Here is a 19870-nt window from a genome sequence, read left to right on the forward strand (position 1 = left end):
ATTGATGCCGTACCTGTCGGTAACTACTGTCTACACTGAACCGGAGTGCAGAAAACAGTTGGTCGTGAACTGCTGATGAGGCATATCACCCTCGTTGCAATGAGGATGATCATACCGACCAGCAAAGCTGATCGTGGCGAGACTCTTGCGGCAAGGTTGATGTGACTTCAACGAGGGAGCGTTATGAATCAGTTAGGCTTTCCACTCCTCTCGCTCATTCTCTGGCTGCCGACAGTCGGAGCGCTGGTGCTCTTATTCGTACCGCGGACGAATCCTGAGCTGGCCCGCCGGGTGTCGCTGACAACAATGGTGATCGGTTTTGTTCTCTCCCTGATCTTGCCACTGCGTTTCGAGACGAATCCTTTTCAGGTAGCAGTTGTTGGTGCGCCACCAGCAATGCAATTCGTCGAAGAACTCCCCTGGCTCCCGATTGTGGGAGCGACCTACAGCCTCGGAATTGATGGCATTAGCCTCTGGCTGGTGATGCTGACCACGTTTCTCGGCCCGATTGTGGTGCTCTCAACCTGGGATTCGGTACACAAAGATGTACGCAACTTCCAGATTCTACTCCTCATCTTACAGACAGCGATGATTGGGGTCTTTATCGCCCAAGACCTGCTGTTGTTTTACCTCTTCTGGGAATTTACGCTTATTCCGATGACATTTCTGATTGGTATTTGGGGGAGCCAAAACCGAATCTATGCGGCACGTAAATTTTTCCTCTACACGTTTTCCGGATCGGTGCTCATGCTCCTGGCCCTGATTGCGCTGCATATCCTGCACCGTGATGCGATAACTGCTTTTGAACCCGACTTTCGCGGAACGTTCAGCTTTGGCCGGTTTGTCAGTGATCTGCGGGCCGGACGGTTTACGCTCGACACCATAACCGAGCGCCTGCTGTTTGGTGCTTTCTTTCTAGCCTTTGCCGTGAAAGTTCCGCTCTGGCCGTTTCACACCTGGTTGCCCGATGCACACGTTGAGGCACCAACTGCCGGTTCAGTTGTTCTGGCCGGTGTTTTGCTCAAGCTGGGTGGGTATGGTCTTATTCGCTATAATCTTACCCTTTTTCCGGCAGCAGCACAATGGGCAGCACCGGCATTAGCGATTTTAGCGGTGATCGGCATCATATACGGCGCAGCCGTTGCCTTTGCCCAGTCAGACATGAAAAAGCTGGTGGCATACTCGTCGGTCAGCCATATGGGTTTTGTGGTACTGGGCATCTTTGCCCTTAACGCAGAAGGGATCAGCGGGGCAATCTTACAAATGGTCAACCACGGCCTCAGTACCAGCGCGCTCTTCCTGATGGTAGGGGTACTGTACGAGCGACGCCACACCCGTGAACTGGCCGAGTTTGGCGGGTTGTGGAAGGTGATGCCGATCTATGCTGCATTCAGCTTACTGGTAGCCCTCTCCTCAGCCGGCTTACCGGGGCTTAATGGGTTTGTGGGTGAATTTACCATCATTACAGGTGCCTTCCGCTCGCCGATCTTAGGGTGGGTCTACGTTATCTTTGCGGTCGGTGGTGTTGTGTTAGCAGCAGCGTATCTGCTTAAACTGTTCCGCTCTATTTTTATGGGTGAGGTTTCGCATCCGGCAAACGCTCATCTTCCCGATCTGAATCGACGGGAGTTAACCGCTTTTGCCTTATTGAGTATCCCAATTGTGGGGATTGGTATCTATCCGGCGCTCTTCTTTGCCGGGATGCAGTACAGCGTGACGGTGCTGGTTGCTGACTTGATGGCACAAGTAGCCGGGCGGTAATCATCAGTAAATCATTGTGTTTTTGCCCAGGCGAGGAGGAAGAACGAATGGAAGCATTGACGATCCCGCCGGTGGATCTGGTATTGATAGCGCCCCTTTTGGTAGTAGTAACGTGGGCGACCGGCCTATTATTGGTTGACACATTCTTTATCCCGGTTGGGCGCAAGAAGCTCACCGGCTATTTGGCGATTGCCGGTCTGGTAGTGGCCGGTCTGGTCGGGCTACCACTCTGGGGTGTGAGCGGAAGCACGTTTGGCGGCATGGTACGTCTCGATCCCTTTGCCCTAACGCTCACTTGGGTCTTTTTGCTGATCGGTATCTTAAGCATCACAATGTCGCTCGACTATCTACCACGCCAGGGTATAGAGCAGGGCGAGTATTACCCTCTGATCATGTTTGCGGTCAGCGGGATGATCCTGTTAGCGCAGGGTACCGATCTCATCGTTCTCTTCCTGGGAATTGAGACACTCTCGATCACGCTCTACATTCTGACCGGTTTTGCCTATCCGCGCCTGACCTCAGAAGAAGCAGCGATGAAGTATCTGGTGTTAGGTGCGTTTGCGGCTGGCTTCTTCGTTTACGGTATTGCGTTGATCTTTGGTGCAACCGGCTCGACCCGGCTGAGTGAAATCGGTGCTTACGCCGCCGACCGTGATTTAGGTGACACGAACCTGACCCTCTTGCTGGGTGGGGCAGCAATGGTCTTGATCGCCTTCTCATTCAAGGCTGCGCTGGCGCCATTTCACATGTGGATACCCGATGTCTACCAGGGTTCGCCGACTCCGGTAGCTGCCTTCATGAGTGTGGGCACGAAAGGTGGAGCGCTGGCAGCACTGGTTCGCCTGCTGTTCGAGGCATTACCGACATTAAACGAATACTGGTTACCAGTACTGGCCGGTCTGACCGCATTGACCATGGTGGTCGGCAACCTGGGGGCCATTGCCCAGATGGATGTCAAGCGCATGCTAGCCTACTCTAGCATCGGCCATGCCGGTTATGTCATGCTGGGCGTCATGGTTGCCGGTGAACAGCGCGGTCCAGAAGCGTTCATTTTTTACATCCTGGTTTATGCCCTGAGCAATCTGGGTGCATTCGCGGTATTGATTGCCCTAGAGCATCAGGGTGAAGAGGCATGGCAACTCGACGATTTCGCCGGTCTGTATCAGCGTCAGCCGTTGCTGGCTGTAGCAATGGCGATCTTTATGTTCTCGCTGGCTGGAGTACCGCCGACTGCTGGATTTATGGCGAAGTTCTATGCACTGACCGCAGCCTGGGAGGGAGGATTACCCTGGCTAGCGCTGGTCGGTGTCCTAACGAGCGCAATTGCAGCTTTCTTCTACCTACGGGTTATCATTCGGATGTTCATGACCGAGCCAGAGGGAGAACCTGCGCCTGAACTTAATCGTGGTCTCACAATCGATATTGTCGTAGCAGCAGCAGGCACGATCATCATTGGCTTGATCCCGGCTCCGATCTTTGCGCTAGTCGAACGTTCAGCGGTTGCACTAGGGGGCTGATGCGATACTGAAGTGAAGGTTCGTGTACAACAAACAGGGGCAGGTTTTAGTAACCTGCCCCTATCATCTAGCGTGAGCATTACTCTTTGCCCAGCAAAAAATGAATTGTATCGATCAAAACCTTCTCCTCAACCGGTTCAGGAACAATCGCAATCGTCCAATCACTAGCGTAAGGAACCGATTGTAACTCGTTCATCGGCAACCCACTGACGATCACGATCGGAATATTCGCCGTCGTTTCATTCGCACGAAGCTGTTCAATAACCTGCTCTTCGGGCGAGGCTAATGCCGGCATCACCACGATAAACAACGCCGGGAGCGCTGCCGGCAGCGCATCGGGGGTACAAGTGGTCACGCGGAAGTCTTGTGCTGCTACTATCGCAGCGAGCCGATCGGCGGTCGTGCTATCGGTTGATACGATTGCAACCTCTCCCATTCTATCCTCCGCATCGCAGTGCGCATACGCTTTCATTGTAGCACACTGTTGAGGGAAGTGCTACTCTTCACCGCTCCCCGGCACAACCACATTAAACCCGGCATCGACGTAATGAATCTCGCCGGTAACGCCTGCCGCCAGCGGCGAACAGAGGTAGAGGGCAGCGTTGCCAACATCCTCAATCGTGACATGACGGCGGAGGGGGGCATATTCGGCAAATTGTTTGTGCAGGCTGCGGAAATTGGCGATACCGCTGGCAGCCAGAGTACGGATAGGGCCAGCGCTGATGGCATTGACTCGAATGCCACGCGGGCCAAGGCCAGCAGCCAGATAGCGGACGCTGGCCTCAAGCGCGGCTTTGGCGACACCCATCACATTGTAGCTGCCAATGACCTGACGAGAGCCATGGTAGGTTAACGTTAACACACTGGCGTTAGGAGCGAACATTGGTTCAGCCGCTTTCACCAGAGCGATCAGCGAGTAGGCACTGATTTCGAGGGCGATGCGGAATCCTTCACGGGTAGTGTTGAGAATGGTGCCGCTTAATTCCTCTTTGTTGGCGAAAGCAATGGCATGAACGAGAAAATCGATCTGACCAAAGGTTTCACGGGCACGCTCCATTAAAGCAGCGATCTCTTCATCGTGTGCGACATCACACGGCACGATGAGTGGTGAGTTCAGGCTTTCGGCAAGTGGTCGTACCCGTCGTTCGAGTGCCTCACCCAAGTAGGTGAAGCCGATAGTAGCGCCCTCGCGATGCAGGGCCTGCGCAATGCCCCACGCAATCGAGCGATCATTGGCTACACCAAGGATCAGGCCTTTCTTTCCTTCCATCAGGCCCATACTGTTTCCTCCATCAAGTTGTAAGCAAGCGTTGATGTGCTTCACTAGCGCGCTATCTTACCATACTTTGGCAGGCGATAGCGTGAGTAGAGCGCTGTATCTTTGTCCCACTGGCTTACCCGGTACGCCATTGGGAACAGGTTGCTGCTGAGTAGGATAAAAACGTTGAACCACACTTCACGGCTGGTCACTGCGTTTCACTCTTGAGGTAGGGTGGTCAGGAACATACTACACGGTGTTTCATCAGGTTCTACCTACTTACATTACTGTGTCGTCGAATGTTCGTGCTTATAGTCGGTGGTGTGTTGAGCGAGAGATAGCCTACGAGAATAAGAGATGAATAACGAACCAGACATATTTACCGTCGGTTACGATCTCTTTCGATTCGGATCGGCTGCTCAATGATATGATCGATTTGTCACAAAGAATAACAGAGTAGCGACTATGAACCGTTATCTTCTCTATATCTTTCTCGCCTTGTTCATGTTGAGCAGTTGTCAGGCAGAGACCACAACGCCGATTCGGCTTAACCATCTCGAACCGCTACCGGCACCGACGCCTGTCACGTCACCACCTTTGCGCGTGTCGGTAGCTTCGGTTATTTCACCACAGGGAACAGTGCAAAGCTATCAGCCACTGCTTGACTACTTGAGCACCCGATTGGGTCGTCAGGTTATTCTCATTCAGCGCCGTACTTATACCGAAACCAATGAATTGATCGGGCGAAACGAGGTTGATGTTGCGTTCGTCTGTACCAGTGCCTATATTGATGGTCGCGACCGCTATGGAATGAGCCTGTTGGTAGCACCGCAGGTCAATGGAAAAACAAGTTATCATTCCCTGTTGATTGTACCGGCAAGTAGTTCAGCTCAAACGATAGCTGACTTGCGCGATAAGGTATTTGCGTTTACCGACCCCACGTCATTTAGCGGACGGGTGTACCCAACGGTACTGCTTCATGAGATGGGTGAAGTGCCTGAAACCTTCTTTCGAGACACTTTTTTCACTTACACTCATGATGCAGCAATTGAAGCTGTCGCCAATGATTTGGCTGATGGAGCCGCTGTTGACAGTTTAGTTTTTGATTTTGCTGTTAAGCGTAATCCTGAATTACTAAGTAAGATAAAGGTTATTCACACCTCACCCCCCTTTGGCATCCCGCCAGTGGTAGTCGGTTCAGGAGTACGCCCGCAGTTGCGCGTCGAATTACAGAACATTCTGCTAGGGATGGCCGACGATCCATTACCGTTAGCGCAAAGAGCGCTGGCAGAACTGGGTATCGAGCGGTTTGTCATGATCGATGATGCTGCCTATGCCAGTGCTCGCCTGTTACGATCACGGGTAGGATTATTATCGCCATGAATGCAAAATACGCGCAACATCGTCTCATCATTTGGTTCACGAGAGCCTGGGATGTTCTTGGTGCGGTCAACATTCGCGCCAAAATCCTGGGCATCGTGCTGGGCCTGGTCATCCTGATGGGTGTGGCTGCAACCATTGAAGTTCGGCTGCTGCTAGAACAAACCCTCACGTCTCAGACCTACGAACGTTCGGTAGCAATAGGCCGTGATCTGGCGGCACGAGCAACCGATCTGGTACTGATGCAGGATTATTATGGTCTGTTCCGCCTGCTGCGCGATACACAGATCAACAATCCTGATGTACGCTATGCATTCATCATCGATTCAGAAGGAACAATTGTTGCCCACACATTTGGCAGAGGTTTCCCGGTCGGTCTACGTGACGCCAATACAGTCACAGCACAAGAACATCATCGCAGCATCTTATTGACAACCGATGAAGGCGACATTTGGGATACCGCTGTGCCGATCTTTGATGGTCGAGCTGGTATCGCCCGGGTTGGACTGTCGCTTGCTGCTCGCGAACGGACTGTTACGACCGTTACCGGTCAGTTGCTTCTAACCACAGTCATGGTCGCAGCGATCGGGATCACCGCTGCGGCCTTCCTCACCTGGATTCTTACTCGTCCGATCTTGCAGTTGGTAGAACTAACAAAAGCTGTCGCTCAGGGTGATTTCAGCCAACGCGCCAGGCGTTGGGCAAATGATGAAATCGGTGCGCTCACCGATGCGTTCAACGCTATGAGCGACGCGCTGGCTCAGGCTGAACGTGAACGAGCCGAGCGTGAGCAGATACGAACTCAATATGTAGCGCAAATCATTACTGCCCAAGAGGAAGAACGTAAGCGAATTGCCCGTGAATTGCACGACAGCACTAGTCAGGCGTTAACCTCGCTCCTTATTGGATTACGCTCATTGGCCGATCGTTACCGCTTACCAGACCTCAAGCAACAAGTAGATGATTTACGCGGGATTGTAGGACAAGTTCTCAATGATTTGCACGCACTGGCCCGCCAGTTACGGCCAAGTGTCCTTGATGATCTTGGATTAGCGGCTGCCCTACAACGCTATGTAGCCGATTGTCGCGCTCGTAGTAAACTCACGATCGATCTAGCCCTCATTGGTCTAGACAATGTTCGCCTGATGCCGGTTGTAGAAACCGCGCTCTACCGCATTGTTCAGGAAGCATTAACCAATGTGATCCGCCACGCTCACGCTACAACTGCCAGTGTTGTCATTGAACGCCGATCTGATCGAGTGCGGGCAATTATTGAAGATGACGGATGTGGGTTCGATCCTGATAACATCCACGGTGATGGTCACCTCGGTCTGAACGGGATTCGCGAACGAGCCGAACTCTTGAATGGTCAGCTCATCATCGAGTCGGCTCCCGGACATGGCACGACGTTGTACGTCGAAATACCTTTACCACCCACGAGGGAGGGCTGCGATGAACCGCATTCTGCTGGTTGATGATCACGCAGTGTTACGCGCTGGCTTACGATTACTGCTTGACAGCCAACCTGATCTACAAGTGATTGGTGAGGCTGAAGACGTCCAGACCGCACTTAACCAGGCGAGGACACTACAACCAGACCTGATCTTGCTCGATCTCAGTCTTACCGGCGGCAGTGGTTTATCGGCTATTCCGGCATTTCAGAAAGCAGCACCCCGCGCACGGATTCTTGTGCTAACGATGCACGATGATGAGGGCTATGTGCGGCAGGCGCTAGCTACCGGTGCGCACGGTTATGTCTTGAAACGCGCTGCCGATACCGAGTTAATTGCGGCTATTCGCGCTGTGCTGCGTGGCGAGTTGTACATCCATCCTGCCCTCACCCGCCAGTTGCTTGAGGGAATTCTGCCCCAACCGCCGTCGGTAAGTCCATGGGAGAGTCTCAGTGACCGTGAACGGGAAGTGCTATTGCTGGTAGCACGCGGCTATACCGCAGCCGAAATAGCCAACCAGTTGAGTCTTAGCCCAAAAACGGTAGAAACGTACCGCACACGTGGCATGGAAAAACTCGGCCTGCGATCACGAGCGGCGCTCGTTCAGTATGCGCTCGATCATCACCTGCTGACTGCGAACTGAATCCCTTCACGCACGGTAGAAGATTGTCAGGAAAAACCTGACCCCATCCGTACCAAGAATCCAACTTTTCCTGCTAGCGATACGGCTGTCTTTTTCATAGAGTGTGGGTAGTAGGGATGTCACATCCATCACTATAGTGAATTGCACAAGGAGTTTGGCTTATGTCCCGGCAACCGACTATTCCCTTAATCCCAGTGAGTCGCCGAGGTTTTCTCGGCGCCCTGGTAGCCGGTGCTGGCGTCCTCGCTGTGGCTTCAGTAGCACCATCGGCTATCACTGAAAAACCAACCGATACAATCGATATGCTTACCCCAGAGGAGGCATTGGCTGCCTACGAAGCGGAAATTGCCCGTCTCCGTGCTGCCAGGATCAGCGGTGCACCCATTGACCAGCTTGAGCGGATGCGTACTGATCTCCTACGCGCATTGACCAAACCGGTCGCTGAACGACGCTGGGTGATGGTCATCGATTTACGTGCCTGCGTGGGCTGCCATGGCTGTACGATTGCCTGCGTGGCCGAGAACAAGTTACCGCCTGGGGTTGTGTATCGACCGGTTATCGAAGAGGAAATTGGTCGCTATCCAAATGTCAGTCGACGTTTCATTCCTCGTCCATGTATGCAATGTGACAATCCACCGTGCACAGGAGTTTGTCCGGTCTCGGCCACCTTTACTAATGAACACGGTGTCGTTGAAGTCAACTACGAGCAGTGCATTGGCTGCCGGGCTTGTATTGCCGCCTGCCCCTACGGAGCCCGCACCTTCGACTTTGGTTATACCTACACTGCAAACACCCCATCAGCAGCGATGATGCTCGGAGCCGAGCAGGCCGTGAGTTATGAGCAAACAAGCACTTTCGAGTATAACAAGGTTCACGCCCGGCGTGACCTGCACGACTCGCCGGTTGGGAATGTGCGCAAATGTCACTTCTGTATGCATCGGGTGCTCAACGGTCAACTACCGGCCTGTGTCACCACGTGTATCGGGCGGGCAACGTTCTTTGGCGATGCCAACGATCCGGAGAGTCTGGTAAGCGAACTGATCGCTAGACCAAACGTGATGCGTTTGAAAGAAGAACTTGGTACTGAACCACGAGTGTACTACTTGCAGTGAGAGGTAGACTTATGTTAAAGCGACTCCTTTACATCGCTGGCATTCTCGGCCTCCTTATTGGCCTGTGGGGCTTGTACGACCGCCTCGTCTATGGCCACATGCACGCGAACTATGGTTCGTATGTGGTGTGGGGACTATGGGTAGCACTCTATATGTTCTTCGCCGGAGTTGCAACCGGTTCCTTCATGCTGGCAACTCTCGATTTACTCTTCGATCTGCCGCTCTTTCGTGGTAGCGGACGGATGGCGCTCTGGGGAGCATTGGTCACGCTCCCTGCCGGTCTAGCCGCCATTGGTCTCGATCTGGGTCACATGTCTCGCATCTGGAAGGTTTACCTCCAACCTCATTTTGGCTCTGTCATGGCACAACTGGTCTGGGGGTACACGATATTCCTAGGGATCATCATTATAAGCCTCTGGCTTAGTTTTCAACCACAGCGATCACGCTGGTTGAAACCGATCATGGCGGTTGGTCTGATTCTCGCCATCTTCCTGAGTGGTGGCATCGGTGCTCTCTTGGGTGTCAATCAAAACCGCGTAAGCTGGCACGTCAGTAATTTGCCAGCCCAGTTCCCCGTCTTTAATCTAACCTCTGGTGTAGCCCTAATGCTCATTGCTATCGGTTGGTTTGGTCCGCAGCACGACTCACGGCGGACAAGGCAGCTACACGTCTTAAGCCTGGCAATGGTCGTGTTACTGTTGGTCAAAGGTTATTACCTTTGGAGCGACGTGTCACAGGCCCTGTACCAGAATAGTAGCCACGGTGCAGCAGCGATCAATCTGGTGCTGTTCGGTCCTTACGGCTGGGCCTTCTGGCTTTTGCAATTGGGTATTGGAATGCTCCTGCCGTTGATTATTCTCACTATGCCAATCGGAAAACAGGGCTTTGCCGCAGGACTAATGGGACTGTGTATCCTCATCGGTCTGGCTGTTGCCCGTGCCAACATTATCTTTCCGGCGCTTAGCCTACCGGAATTACAAGGTTTGGGCGAAGCCTTCCACGGCCCACATCTCAGCTTTACATACAGTCCAAGCCTAATGGAGTGGGCAGTAACGGCTGGAATCGTCGGTGCAGCAACGATTGGCTTCTTGGTCGGTACTGATCGGCTGCCGCTCTTTACCCGACCAACAACCGAAGCGACTGTAACCGCCGATTGACCTAAATTGATAGCGAATGTTCGCATGCAATACGAACAGGAGTGTTGATATGAAACGACAGAAGACTATGCCCGGCGCTAAAGATATGAGTCGCCGTGATTTTCTCAAAACCTCAGCGCTGATCGGTGGTGGTGCTGCATTGCTCGGCTTTGGCCCATTGTCCGGATTGGCCCGCAGTGAAGCACCGACTGCTGAACTACCACTGGTTGATGCCACCAATTCGATCCAGACTGTCTGCCTGCAATGCAATACTGGCTGCGGCCTCAAGGTTAAACTGATTGATGGCATAGCGGCTAAACTTGAGGGCAATCCTTACAGCCCCTGGACGATGGAACCACCACTCCCTTACAGTACGCCTGTTAGCACTATTGGGCCAATTGATGGCGCCCTCTGTCCAAAAGGACAGGCCGGGATTCAAACAGCTTACGATCCGTACCGTCTCATGCGGGTGCTGAAACGCAAACCGGGGACACCTCGCGGCGGCGGTCAGTGGATCACGATTGACTTTGATCAGGCGATCAATGAGATCGTTGAAGGTGGCGATCTGTTCGGAGAGGGTCCAGTAGAAGGCTTACGAGCACTCTACGCTCTCAAAGACGCCAAACTGGCCAAAGAGATGGCTGCTGCCGTAAAAGCTATTCTGGATGCCAAACCGGAAGACAAACCGGCTCTTGTTGAGCAGTTCAAACGTGACTTTGCGGACCATCTCGATGTGTTGATCGATCCCGATCACCCCGATCTAGGACCGAAAAACAATCAATTTGCCTTTATCTGGGGTCGGTTGAAAAATGGTCGCGGCGATCTCGTCCAACGCTTTGTGAAATCAGGCTTCGGCTCGGTCAACGCTAACGGTCACACGACTGTCTGCCAGGGATCGCTGTACTTTACCGGCAAAGCGATGAGCGAGCAGTTTGATCCGGCTACCGGCAAGTTTAGCGGCGGTCAAAAATTCTACTGGCAGGCCGATCTCAGTCATGCAGAATTCGTCATCTTCGTCGGCACCAACCACTTTGAAGCCAATTATGGGCCGACACCACAATCGCCCCGTATCACGCATGGGGTCATCGACGGGCGTCTACGCTACGTTGTCCTTGATCCCCGGTTGAGTAAACTTGCCAGCAAGGCGTGGAAGTGGATACCGATTAAACCAGGCACCGACGCGGCGTTCGCTATGGCAATGATCCGCTGGATCATCGAGCAGAAGCGCTACAACGCAACGTTTCTCGCCGCCGCCAACAAAGCGGCAGCTACCGCGATCGGTGAACCGAGCTGGACAAACGCGACCTGGTTGGTCAAGATCAAGAATGGAAAACCAGGTAAGTTCTTGCGCGCCAGCGAAATCGGGTTAACGACAGTAGTCGAAGAGACCAACGCTGAAGGGAAGAAGGTCAAGAAATATGTGACCACTGACGGCGCCAGCTTTGCGTTCGATCCGTTTGTTGCGCTGGTTAACGGTGTTCCCACTCCCATCGATCCCAACAATCCCGATGCGGCGCCGGTTATGGGCGATCTGCTCGTCAGTACTGAACTGAACGGGATTCCTGTCAAGAGCGGCTTGCAGATCATCTACGAAGCTGCCAGCACGCATACGATTGAAGAATGGGCTGCAATTGCCGATGTGAAGGTAGAAGATATTATTGAGATCGCTTACGAATTTACCAGCCATGGCACTCGTGCGGTAGCCGATATTCACCGTGGCCCGTCGCAGCATACCAACGGATTCTATACCAACTTCGCCTTCTACACGCTCAACGCGCTGATCGGTAATTTCGATCATCGCGGTGGACTGATCAAACCTACCACATACGACCGGCTGGGCAACAAAGCAAAAGGGCCGTTCATGATTGAAAAGATGAACAATGGGGCGAATGTACCGTTCGGTATTGACTTGCTCCGCACCAATACAGCCTACGAGAAATCGACCCTATTTAACGGCTATCCGGCGCGCCGACCGTGGTTCCCACTAGCAACCGATATCTACCAGGAAGACGTTCCCTCGATGGGAGATGCCTACCCGTACCAGATCAAAGTTGCTATGTTCTACATGTCGGCGATCAACTATGCCCTACCGGCTGCGCAGACGGTGATCGAGATATTGGCCGACCCGAAGAAGATTCCGCTGATCATAACCTGCGACATTATGGTCGGTGAAACCAGCACCTACGCCGATTACATCTTCCCCGATTTGAGCTTCCTTGAACGCTGGGAATTTCATGGATCGCACCCAAGTGTGCCTTGGAAAGTAGAGAACATTCGCCAGCCTGCGATCAGTCTCCCCAACTGGCCGACGGTCAAGGTCTTTGGTGAAGAGATCCCGCTCAGCTTTGAGGCGCTCGTGCTCGCCATTGCTGAACGGCTTGAACTGCCCGGCTTCGGTCCTAACGGTTTTGGCGAAGGTATTCCGTTTACCCGCCCTGAACATCTGTACCTCAAGCTTGCAGCCAATGTTGCTTTTGGTGAAAAGGAAGACGGTAGCGATGGTGTGCCCCCAGCCGACGACAACGAACTCGAAGTCTTCCGCCGGGCGCGGCGCTTCCTACCGCCGAGTGTATTTGACGAGGCGACATGGCGTGCCGCCGTCGGAAACGATGAGCAGCTCTGGCGCCAGACCGTGTATGTGCTCAATCGCGGTGGGCGCTACCAGGCCTACGAAAAGGGATGGAAGGGCGATCTGGTCGGTAATCCTTATGCGAAACAGATCAATCTGTACCAAGAGAAGACGGCCAATACTATCAATTCCATGACCGGTGAGCACTTACTCGGCTACCCCGTCTACATTCCCGCCGGTTTGGCTGCCGATGGTTCGCCGGTGATTGATGAAGGTTATGACCTGCACCTGATCACGTACAAAGAGGCGATGATGGCCAAAGCTCGTGGTATTGCGAACTACTGGCTGCTGGCGCTGATGCCCGAAAACCCGATCCTGATCAACCGCATCGACGCCGAACGGCTCGGTTTGCGCGATGGTGATCGAGTCCGGATCAGCTCAGCCAGTAACCCTGAAGGTGTGTGGGATTTACGCAACGGCACTCGCAAGCCAATGATCGGGAGAGTCAAGGTGATCGAAGGTATTCGACCTGGGGTTATCTCCTTCCCGCTGGGTTGGGGGCATTTTGCCAGCGGCGCCAGCAACATCGTAATCGACGGTGTGACGATCCCAGGCGATCCACGGCGAGCGGCTGGTGTTCATGCCAATGCAGCGATGCGGGTCGATCCGGTGTTGGGAAATGTAACCCTGAGCGATCTGGTTGGCGGCAGTGCTGTCTTCTACGACTCGAAGGTGAAATTAGAGCGGGTTGGATAAGAGGAGGGACGAATATCGTCGCTTTTGATGAACACCGTCTCTGGGGCGCAGAAACGTCCACCTGCGCCCCACCTTTATCGTTTAGACGAGCGGTAGCACACAGGTAAGGGGTAGACACCAAATCCGGCAACGGCGGAGAGAGATGACATCTACGCTTCAGCAGTCGCCATGCGATAGCCGTGGCACCAGCTACCATAGCGGTCTTTTGGTATCATTTTGCAGATACCATCGGGTCATCCCTCTTGAACATCACTCGCGCTCTGGTATCATAACAATTGTTCGCAAGCACATCATGCAAGGAAACCGATAAGCGATTTGATACCCATAGCAAGCCGGTTGCATCGCCTCTACGACTCAGCACATCAACGACGAGGCATAAAGGGAGGGCAGGCCTTCGGTCACAGAGTATGTTTATTTTGCATAAAAGTGATAACGAACTGGTATAGATTGTGAAGGTCAATGGAACAGAAAGCGGTACGGCGATGATACATCACTGTTCTACAACTTGAAAACGATGTTGCAACGGAAACCACCCGCAATCGGTATGTGCAGGGAGTGGGAAACAGGAGCGACGAAACAGCTTTGCGTACTGTGACAATCCGTGCCCTGGCGAAACAAGAGATAGTCGCACGTTGATCGTAGACCTATCGCCGCCACTACGCATACCCTAGTTTGCGGGAAAACTACTCTTCGACGTTACGCTGCACACAACTGACAACGACAGGCAACCTTATCATACCTTCAAGGAGGAGACCGGTGTCAATTGATGAATTGATCGACTCTGCATCACTACAAACAGTTGTTGCACCTGAACCACTGGCCGATCTTCTACGCCGCTCGTCGGCCATGCATCGCCATCTATGCCCGCGGCAAGTCCTTGGGGCGCGGATGGGAATGTACGCTGGCGAACTGTTAGGTCTAGCATTACCGCAAACGAACAAGCGGCTCTACACCTTCGTTGAAACCGATGGCTGTTTCGCCGATGGGGTCAGCGTTGCCACCGGTTGCTGGTTAGGACGACGCACAATGCGGTTGATCGACGTGGGCAAGGTTGCTGCGACATTCGTTGACACGCAGAGCGGGCAGGCATTACGCATCGCACCTCGCCCTAACGTGCGCGAATTGGCCCGTGGATATGTCCCCGATGCACGCAGTCGGTGGCATGCGTACCTGATCGCCTATCAACTCATGCCGCTGCATGAACTCCTGGTTGCCCAACCGGTCACCTTGACGGTCGATCTAAAAGCTATCATCAGCCGCAACGGACTACGAGCGACATGCGAACAATGTGGCGAAGAGATCATTAATGCTCGTGAAGTTGTACACGATGGGCACGTGCTCTGTCGCACGTGCGCGGGGGAACGGTATTATGCAACAGTGGATCGAGTATAGACCGCACCTCAGCCAAATCACGAAAAGTTCGGATACGGGAACACCAGGTTTCGCAACATAAAGAGCGCACAACAGCCCCCAACGGCAATAGAAAATCCCTGGTCTGCTGCGTGCAAACCAGGGATTGCTATCCTTCAACAGGACGAACGCGAAAAGATCAATATCCGCACGTACTGCACCCACCAACCGGCGCATCGTCGTCTTCCTCGCTGTAGTCGGTATCACGCGCCCGGAACGAGTGACCGCAACCACAGGAGGATACCGCATTCGGGTTATCGATCTTAAAACCACCACCCATCAGCGTATCGACAAAATCAATCGACGCGCCGTAGAGGTACTGGGCACTGATCGGATCAACCAGCACTCGCAGGTTACCGGCGTAGAACTCATTATCCCCTTCGCGTACCTCATCGTCGAAGGTCATGCCGTACTGAAGGCCAGAACAGCCACCACCGGCAACGAAGACGCGCAGTGCGTAGCCTTCCAGCTCTTTTTCCTGCATCATCTTCAGCAGGCGATTAACTGCACCTTCACTGATCGAGAGCAGCGGTTGCGGTGTTGCCGGTTGGAGCGAAATCTGATTGATATCAACGGTCGTCATGAGCGTTACTCCTTAAACCATAAGCATGTAGATGCTGGAGCGACTATCTCCTTCGATATGTGAAGTATACACGATGTTGGCACAAAATGCTAGTATTTTCTTTCGTAAGGTGGGGGTATTGTCAGGTACCCCTACGCAGGAAAGGGGGAGGCTGGTAGAGGGGAGCGAGGTTCGCGTTCTTATTTGTTACTCTCTTGCTATCGCCTAGGTCTTCTATTACCACGTCGAAGATGGCGGCACCTGACAGCGAGCGCTTCAACCGCTGCGAAGCACGGTCGGCTGGAAGCGCCTGTCAGGCGGCGTAAACTATTCATCGGATGGGCCAAGAAAACGTTCACCATTGAAATGTATTAGATGACTCGGTGCTTCGGCTACCCATACTTCGGTCTCCCATGCAATTTCCTGAAGATACTTCATCATTACTTTCCGCGTGGGAAATGCTGTCACAAATACCAGTGAGGCTTTACTATCCCTAAATAAATCCCTAAGTTCATTATGACGTTTGATGTCAATCGGACCGTGGCTAGTAACTGCTTCAATAAGAACTAGTCAGTTTTTATTTTCTAGATAAACAACTACATCAGGCATTTTGCTGTTTTCATCAACGATAATGCCTAAACTTGCAAGATAATCTTGCTCATACACTCTAAACTTATCACCAACATCACCAACGTAAATGACCAGACCACCAGGTGTAAAGCGAGGGCAGAACTCTTCTATGATTTGTTTTATAAGAGCGTTTTGACCACCTGCGGTGATTCTGACTTCTCTACCATTTGGCAACTTTACTGGGATGAGAGCCATCTCTCGTTCTTTCTCATGCAATCTGCGTAACTCTTGCGCATTCTTAAGATAGACTCTCAAGTTTGTATCCCATTCGCTAGTGCCATATGTACGAATTACCTTGAGGAGACTAGCATTAATTTGATACCTTGTCTTTGGACTATTAACGGGTCGCGTTATGTCGTCGGGGTTAGCAACCACTAATCCCATTTGCACGAATTGGTGAACTGTAAAACGACGAACCGTTTCGCGAGTATTCGGTGCATAGGAAATACCAAAATGTTCACGAAAATAATCCATCATTTCAGTAATACCACGCAACGGATTTGAAGCATCGCTCCAATCTGTGTTTGACTTCATATCAAGCAGTGCTAGCAGGGTCAGTGCAGAACGTTGATTCAATTGCGCTTTGGGTATTTGTAGTGCACGCAGAATGTTAAGGGCTTCTTCAATTTTCTTTTTAGCGTTTAAGTCCATACTCGTAGTGTCCATTCCTAGTATTCCTAGAACTATTTGGTCTAACTCTTCCTGTTTTGGAAATGTATCACCTATTTCTTCGCCGAGCGCAAATAACTGAGAGAGCGAGGGATATTTGAGACTACGCAAATCAGCTGCATTTACTTGTGTATGACCGCTAAACTGCCTAAAGTATTCATCCACAAGCGTTGAGTTAAGAAACGCCGCTAACCCTTTTGCCAATAACGGAGGAAGTCCTCTTCCGTTTTGGTGGTAATAGTTTAAGTGATTTTCTATGCCTATGAATTTAGAATTTAAGCGAGCAGGATCACATACAGCTGCCACAATACGCCTTTTTTCTTCTTTGGCCGAGAAGCGTTTAACCAAGACATACCAGCCAGCGGGTACGAGTAGATTTTCGGTCTCTTTTGTCAACCGTATAGCGGATGGTTTTTTGTTTTGTCCATTGGGCCAAGCAATATAACCTTGAGAAAAGTTGCTTGGATAAATCAGCGGAACGGTTTCTGCATCTGGTCTTTCCGTTAGGAAGTCAATAGCACGGAAATCAACAACTTTGCCAGTGGAAACCATGATGCCTATTTCGTCAATTGATGCAAGAAGACGACGAGCCTGTTGCCCAATTCTCTGGCTCAATCCACTGGGAACAATATGGATAAATACGTTGGGATCATCAGGATAAACCAGTTGGTGATAATCAACTTTACGAACCGTTATATATGGATCATCGGGGTCAGCGCTCGACGAAATGATTACGTTTCCTTGCCGACGTGACTTTGTGGCATGCAAAATTACATTTTCTTGTAAAACATCGTCTTCTTTAAAGGCTCTATCCCTATAATCAAAGATATGGAGCCGATTTATGGACATCGTTTCCAGAAGAGCTTTTCGGAATGGAAGGAAATAGGGACCATTACAAAAACTTCTCGGAGTAATCGCAACTAGTTCGCCGTTCGGCTCCATCAACCTGATAGCGAGCCAAAGAAAGGCTGTGTACATATTAGTAGTCTCGATTCCAACTTTCTGCAAAAGACGGTGTGTAGTGGATGCCGTATTGATCTTTTTATAGGGAGGATTAAGAATAGCAGCATTGAAGGACTTATGCGTAGTAAATAATGTACTTCCACGTATGATCTCAACACTTGCCCTGATGAAGTCATCTTGTAGAATTTCATATGAAAAGGAAATCTTTTCTTGGTGGCATATTTCTTGGCAAGAATCAAGCGTTATATGAAGATATTCTACCAGGGTTGGATCAATTTCATATGCAGTTACCGTAATCGCTGACGGTTTTGGTAACCACTGAGATGCTTCAACAACGAGGGCTGCCGATAATGAGCCAATACCAGCGCCTGAATCAAGGATATGCAAGGTGCTCGGTCGTTCGGCAAACATACGTGCCATGAACCGTGCTAGCTTCTGAGGAGTAAAGAACTGGCCTTTTTCCGCACGATTCGTTGTCAATTTTCGATGAGCTTCCAAGCGCAGAACATCTAACCGCTCAAGAAGATTACTATACCGTATAGCGCCTGCTAACAATGTTGTAGCTTTCATCGCTTGAATGCTACTACTTTCGGGAGTGTCAAACCCCCACCCAATGATGATGCAGAGATGTCGCTATGCTGCTCTCTGCGCACAACTATCACTGCATGGTACCACAAGCATTGTGATGGAACACAAAGCCGGTAAACTGTCAGAGCAGGTTGGGGATGTGCAAAACCCCAATAAGCCATATAGCTCAGATCAGAGAAAAAACGAAAGCCTTCTAATAAGCCTTCTATGAAATGGTAAGTTGCAGGTGCTACTCGACTACCGATAAGTGCTTATATCATCTCACGGTCCAACGGATGAAACCCGTCGATAAAGGTACAGGTGCAGCGCCGCTGTGCCCCGACCGATGCATCACCATAGGCAAGGGATGGTACCGCCGTGCACCGATGAGTGGCACCTGAAATTATACATGGTCTCGATACGGGGTATACTTTGGATCATCATTTTCAAACCTGTATCCAGCAATTGTTTGACCGTAATAATCTCACGACCGATGGGCAATACTTCGATACCGTCAGCATGCATTCCCATCGCACTGGGCACAAACAATGCAGTGCCACTTCCGGCAAACGGATTCAGAATCCCCTCTGAGGTAACGTGGGAGGTATGAATACTCGATTAGCATAGCCGAGAATGTTTCTTTCAATTTGTGCCAGTGATAGAAGGGTCGCGTCCTGTTAGCTTGAAAGCTAACTAGCACCCGTGAGAGGGATGGGTGAATAATGAACTTACTTTGAATTCGCTGAAATAGCTCTGCATCGAGACGATCTATCTCGTTGAGGACCGCATCTTGTGGACTGGCAACGGTATTGGGAGGAGGTGCTGACCAGAAAACCACGGTATACTCCGGTGTCGCAACGTTTCAAAACTAAGGACTCATGGGCAGGATAGTATAATAACACACATTGACGTCAACCGTTTCATCCTCTTTAACCCCTGTGTCGAAAAAATCTGAGGTAAACTCCTACAAAGTGCTATCATCTGCATTCTTGGAGACATAGGCTGCATGAAAGAGAGTGTCGTCATCCTTATCGAATACATTGAAGCCCTTTAGATGAGTAGTTCCCGTTGAGTCATTTACACTAAAAATGAGTCTAATCGATGTAGACTTGTATTATGGATGTCTCTGTGTCTAATGGATGACCTACAAGATCGTATATCGCATCCAATACCAGTTTACGAATAGCCGGAGTGTCCTCGCTAGCCACTATTTGCAACTTGAACCAACATAAAACGTCTTGCCCAACGTCATGGTCGCGCACAATTTCTCGATAATCGCCAAAATCGTAGCCATCATCTTAACAAACAGCAGCGCACCGCTGTCTGGCGAGCTGTCCAGGCTCTGGCGCAGCAACAAGAGCGACCGGATAAGCGCGCTCTTGCCGCTGGAGTTGCGACCGAACAGGAGTGTGATCGGTCGCAACTCGATCCAGCCGCTGTCTTCAAAGCCCATGAAGTTCTGCACGCGAAAGGCAGTGACAGTCAT

General features: G+C 51.5%; 13 protein-coding genes and 1 pseudogene. 9 read left to right on the forward strand and 5 right to left on the reverse strand.

The annotated features are described in order from the left end of the window. Nucleotides 1-183 precede the first annotated feature (183 nt). The gene (locus QTO31_RS11435; protein ID WP_301429166.1) at nt 184-1761 is read left to right on the forward strand and encodes a NuoM family protein; all 1578 of its coding nucleotides are present in this window, start codon (nt 184-186) and stop codon (nt 1759-1761) included. Between the two features lie 47 nt (nt 1762-1808). After that, nucleotides 1809-3278 carry an NADH-quinone oxidoreductase subunit N gene (locus QTO31_RS11440; RefSeq protein ID WP_301429167.1) on the forward strand — a complete coding sequence of 490 codons (1470 nt, stop codon included), beginning with the start codon at nt 1809-1811 and terminating at the stop codon, nt 3276-3278. Between the two features lie 79 nt (nt 3279-3357). Here the strand turns inward: QTO31_RS11440 and QTO31_RS11445 are convergent, their stop codons facing one another. Both QTO31_RS11445 and QTO31_RS11450 read right to left on the reverse strand, forming a co-directional pair. Then, nucleotides 3358-3714, reverse strand: a complete 357-nt coding sequence (locus QTO31_RS11445; RefSeq protein ID WP_031460581.1) for a hypothetical protein — start codon at nt 3712-3714, stop codon at nt 3358-3360. Nucleotides 3715-3774: 60 nt separating this feature from the next. After that, a complete protein-coding gene (locus QTO31_RS11450) occupies nt 3775-4557 on the reverse strand; it encodes an enoyl-ACP reductase (RefSeq protein ID WP_031460580.1) in 783 nt (260 codons plus the stop codon). A 444-nt stretch (nt 4558-5001) separates the two neighbouring features. Here QTO31_RS11450 and phnD point away from each other — a divergent pair, with 444 nt between their 5' ends. From phnD to QTO31_RS11485, 7 genes are all read left to right on the forward strand, one after another. Continuing rightward, entirely contained in the window at nt 5002-5919 is a 918-nt protein-coding gene (gene phnD, locus QTO31_RS11455) for a phosphate/phosphite/phosphonate ABC transporter substrate-binding protein (RefSeq protein WP_301429168.1), read from the forward strand. After that, on the forward strand, nt 5916-7391 hold the full coding sequence (locus tag QTO31_RS11460; protein ID WP_301429169.1) for an ATP-binding protein: 1476 nt from the start codon (nt 5916-5918) through the stop codon (nt 7389-7391). Before phnD ends, QTO31_RS11460 begins: the two co-directional genes overlap by 4 nt. Continuing rightward, a complete protein-coding gene (locus QTO31_RS11465; RefSeq protein WP_301429170.1) occupies nt 7369-8010 on the forward strand; it encodes a response regulator transcription factor in 642 nt (213 codons plus the stop codon). Before QTO31_RS11460 ends, QTO31_RS11465 begins: the two co-directional genes overlap by 23 nt. Before the next feature lie 161 nt (nt 8011-8171). Then, complete coding sequence (locus QTO31_RS11470; protein WP_301429171.1) at nt 8172-9122, forward strand: 4Fe-4S dicluster domain-containing protein; 951 nt, start codon at nt 8172-8174, stop codon at nt 9120-9122. A gap of 11 nt (nt 9123-9133) precedes the next feature. After that, a complete protein-coding gene (nrfD, locus tag QTO31_RS11475) occupies nt 9134-10279 on the forward strand; it encodes an NrfD/PsrC family molybdoenzyme membrane anchor subunit (protein ID WP_301429172.1) in 1146 nt (381 codons plus the stop codon). A gap of 49 nt (nt 10280-10328) precedes the next feature. Further along, a complete protein-coding gene (locus QTO31_RS11480) occupies nt 10329-13583 on the forward strand; it encodes a molybdopterin-dependent oxidoreductase (protein WP_301429173.1) in 3255 nt (1084 codons plus the stop codon). Nucleotides 13584-14339: 756 nt separating this feature from the next. Beyond that, the gene (locus QTO31_RS11485; protein ID WP_031459460.1) at nt 14340-14975 is read left to right on the forward strand and encodes an FmdE family protein; all 636 of its coding nucleotides are present in this window, start codon (nt 14340-14342) and stop codon (nt 14973-14975) included. Nucleotides 14976-15132: 157 nt separating this feature from the next. Here the strand turns inward: QTO31_RS11485 and erpA are convergent, their stop codons facing one another. The 3 genes and pseudogenes from erpA to QTO31_RS11500 all read right to left on the reverse strand — a co-directional run bounded on the left by erpA (nt 15133) and on the right by QTO31_RS11500 (nt 19870). After that, a complete protein-coding gene (gene erpA, locus QTO31_RS11490; RefSeq protein WP_301429174.1) occupies nt 15133-15576 on the reverse strand; it encodes an iron-sulfur cluster insertion protein ErpA in 444 nt (147 codons plus the stop codon). A 306-nt stretch (nt 15577-15882) separates the two neighbouring features. Beyond that, a pseudogene (locus QTO31_RS11495) lies at nt 15883-18387 on the reverse strand (BsuBI/PstI family type II restriction endonuclease). Nucleotides 18388-19591: 1204 nt separating this feature from the next. Then, nucleotides 19592-19870 (reverse strand): ATP-binding protein, encoded by a 279-nt coding sequence (locus QTO31_RS11500; protein WP_301429175.1) that lies wholly within the window; start codon nt 19868-19870, stop codon nt 19592-19594.

The organism is Chloroflexus sp. MS-CIW-1 (assembly GCF_030444705.1).
Taxonomy (GTDB): Bacteria; Chloroflexota; Chloroflexia; order Chloroflexales; family Chloroflexaceae; genus Chloroflexus.

Excerpts from the sequence above, each read along its gene's own strand:
- QTO31_RS11435 (WP_301429166.1), top strand. The coding sequence starts at position 184 with ATGAATCAGTTAGGCTTTCCACTCCTCTCGCTCATTCTCTGGCTGCCG.
- QTO31_RS11440 (WP_301429167.1), top strand. The coding sequence starts at position 1,809 with ATGGAAGCATTGACGATCCCGCCGGTGGATCTGGTATTGATAGCGCCC.
- QTO31_RS11445 (WP_031460581.1), bottom strand. The coding sequence starts at position 3,714 with ATGGGAGAGGTTGCAATCGTATCAACCGATAGCACGACCGCCGATCGG.
- QTO31_RS11450 (WP_031460580.1), bottom strand. The coding sequence starts at position 4,557 with ATGGGCCTGATGGAAGGAAAGAAAGGCCTGATCCTTGGTGTAGCCAAT.
- phnD (WP_301429168.1), top strand. The coding sequence starts at position 5,002 with ATGAACCGTTATCTTCTCTATATCTTTCTCGCCTTGTTCATGTTGAGC.
- QTO31_RS11460 (WP_301429169.1), top strand. The coding sequence starts at position 5,916 with ATGAATGCAAAATACGCGCAACATCGTCTCATCATTTGGTTCACGAGA.
- QTO31_RS11465 (WP_301429170.1), top strand. The coding sequence starts at position 7,369 with ATGAACCGCATTCTGCTGGTTGATGATCACGCAGTGTTACGCGCTGGC.
- QTO31_RS11470 (WP_301429171.1), top strand. The coding sequence starts at position 8,172 with ATGTCCCGGCAACCGACTATTCCCTTAATCCCAGTGAGTCGCCGAGGT.
- nrfD (WP_301429172.1), top strand. The coding sequence starts at position 9,134 with ATGTTAAAGCGACTCCTTTACATCGCTGGCATTCTCGGCCTCCTTATT.
- QTO31_RS11480 (WP_301429173.1), top strand. The coding sequence starts at position 10,329 with ATGAAACGACAGAAGACTATGCCCGGCGCTAAAGATATGAGTCGCCGT.
- erpA (WP_301429174.1), bottom strand. The coding sequence starts at position 15,576 with ATGACGACCGTTGATATCAATCAGATTTCGCTCCAACCGGCAACACCG.
- QTO31_RS11500 (WP_301429175.1), bottom strand. The coding sequence starts at position 19,870 with ATGACTGTCACTGCCTTTCGCGTGCAGAACTTCATGGGCTTTGAAGAC.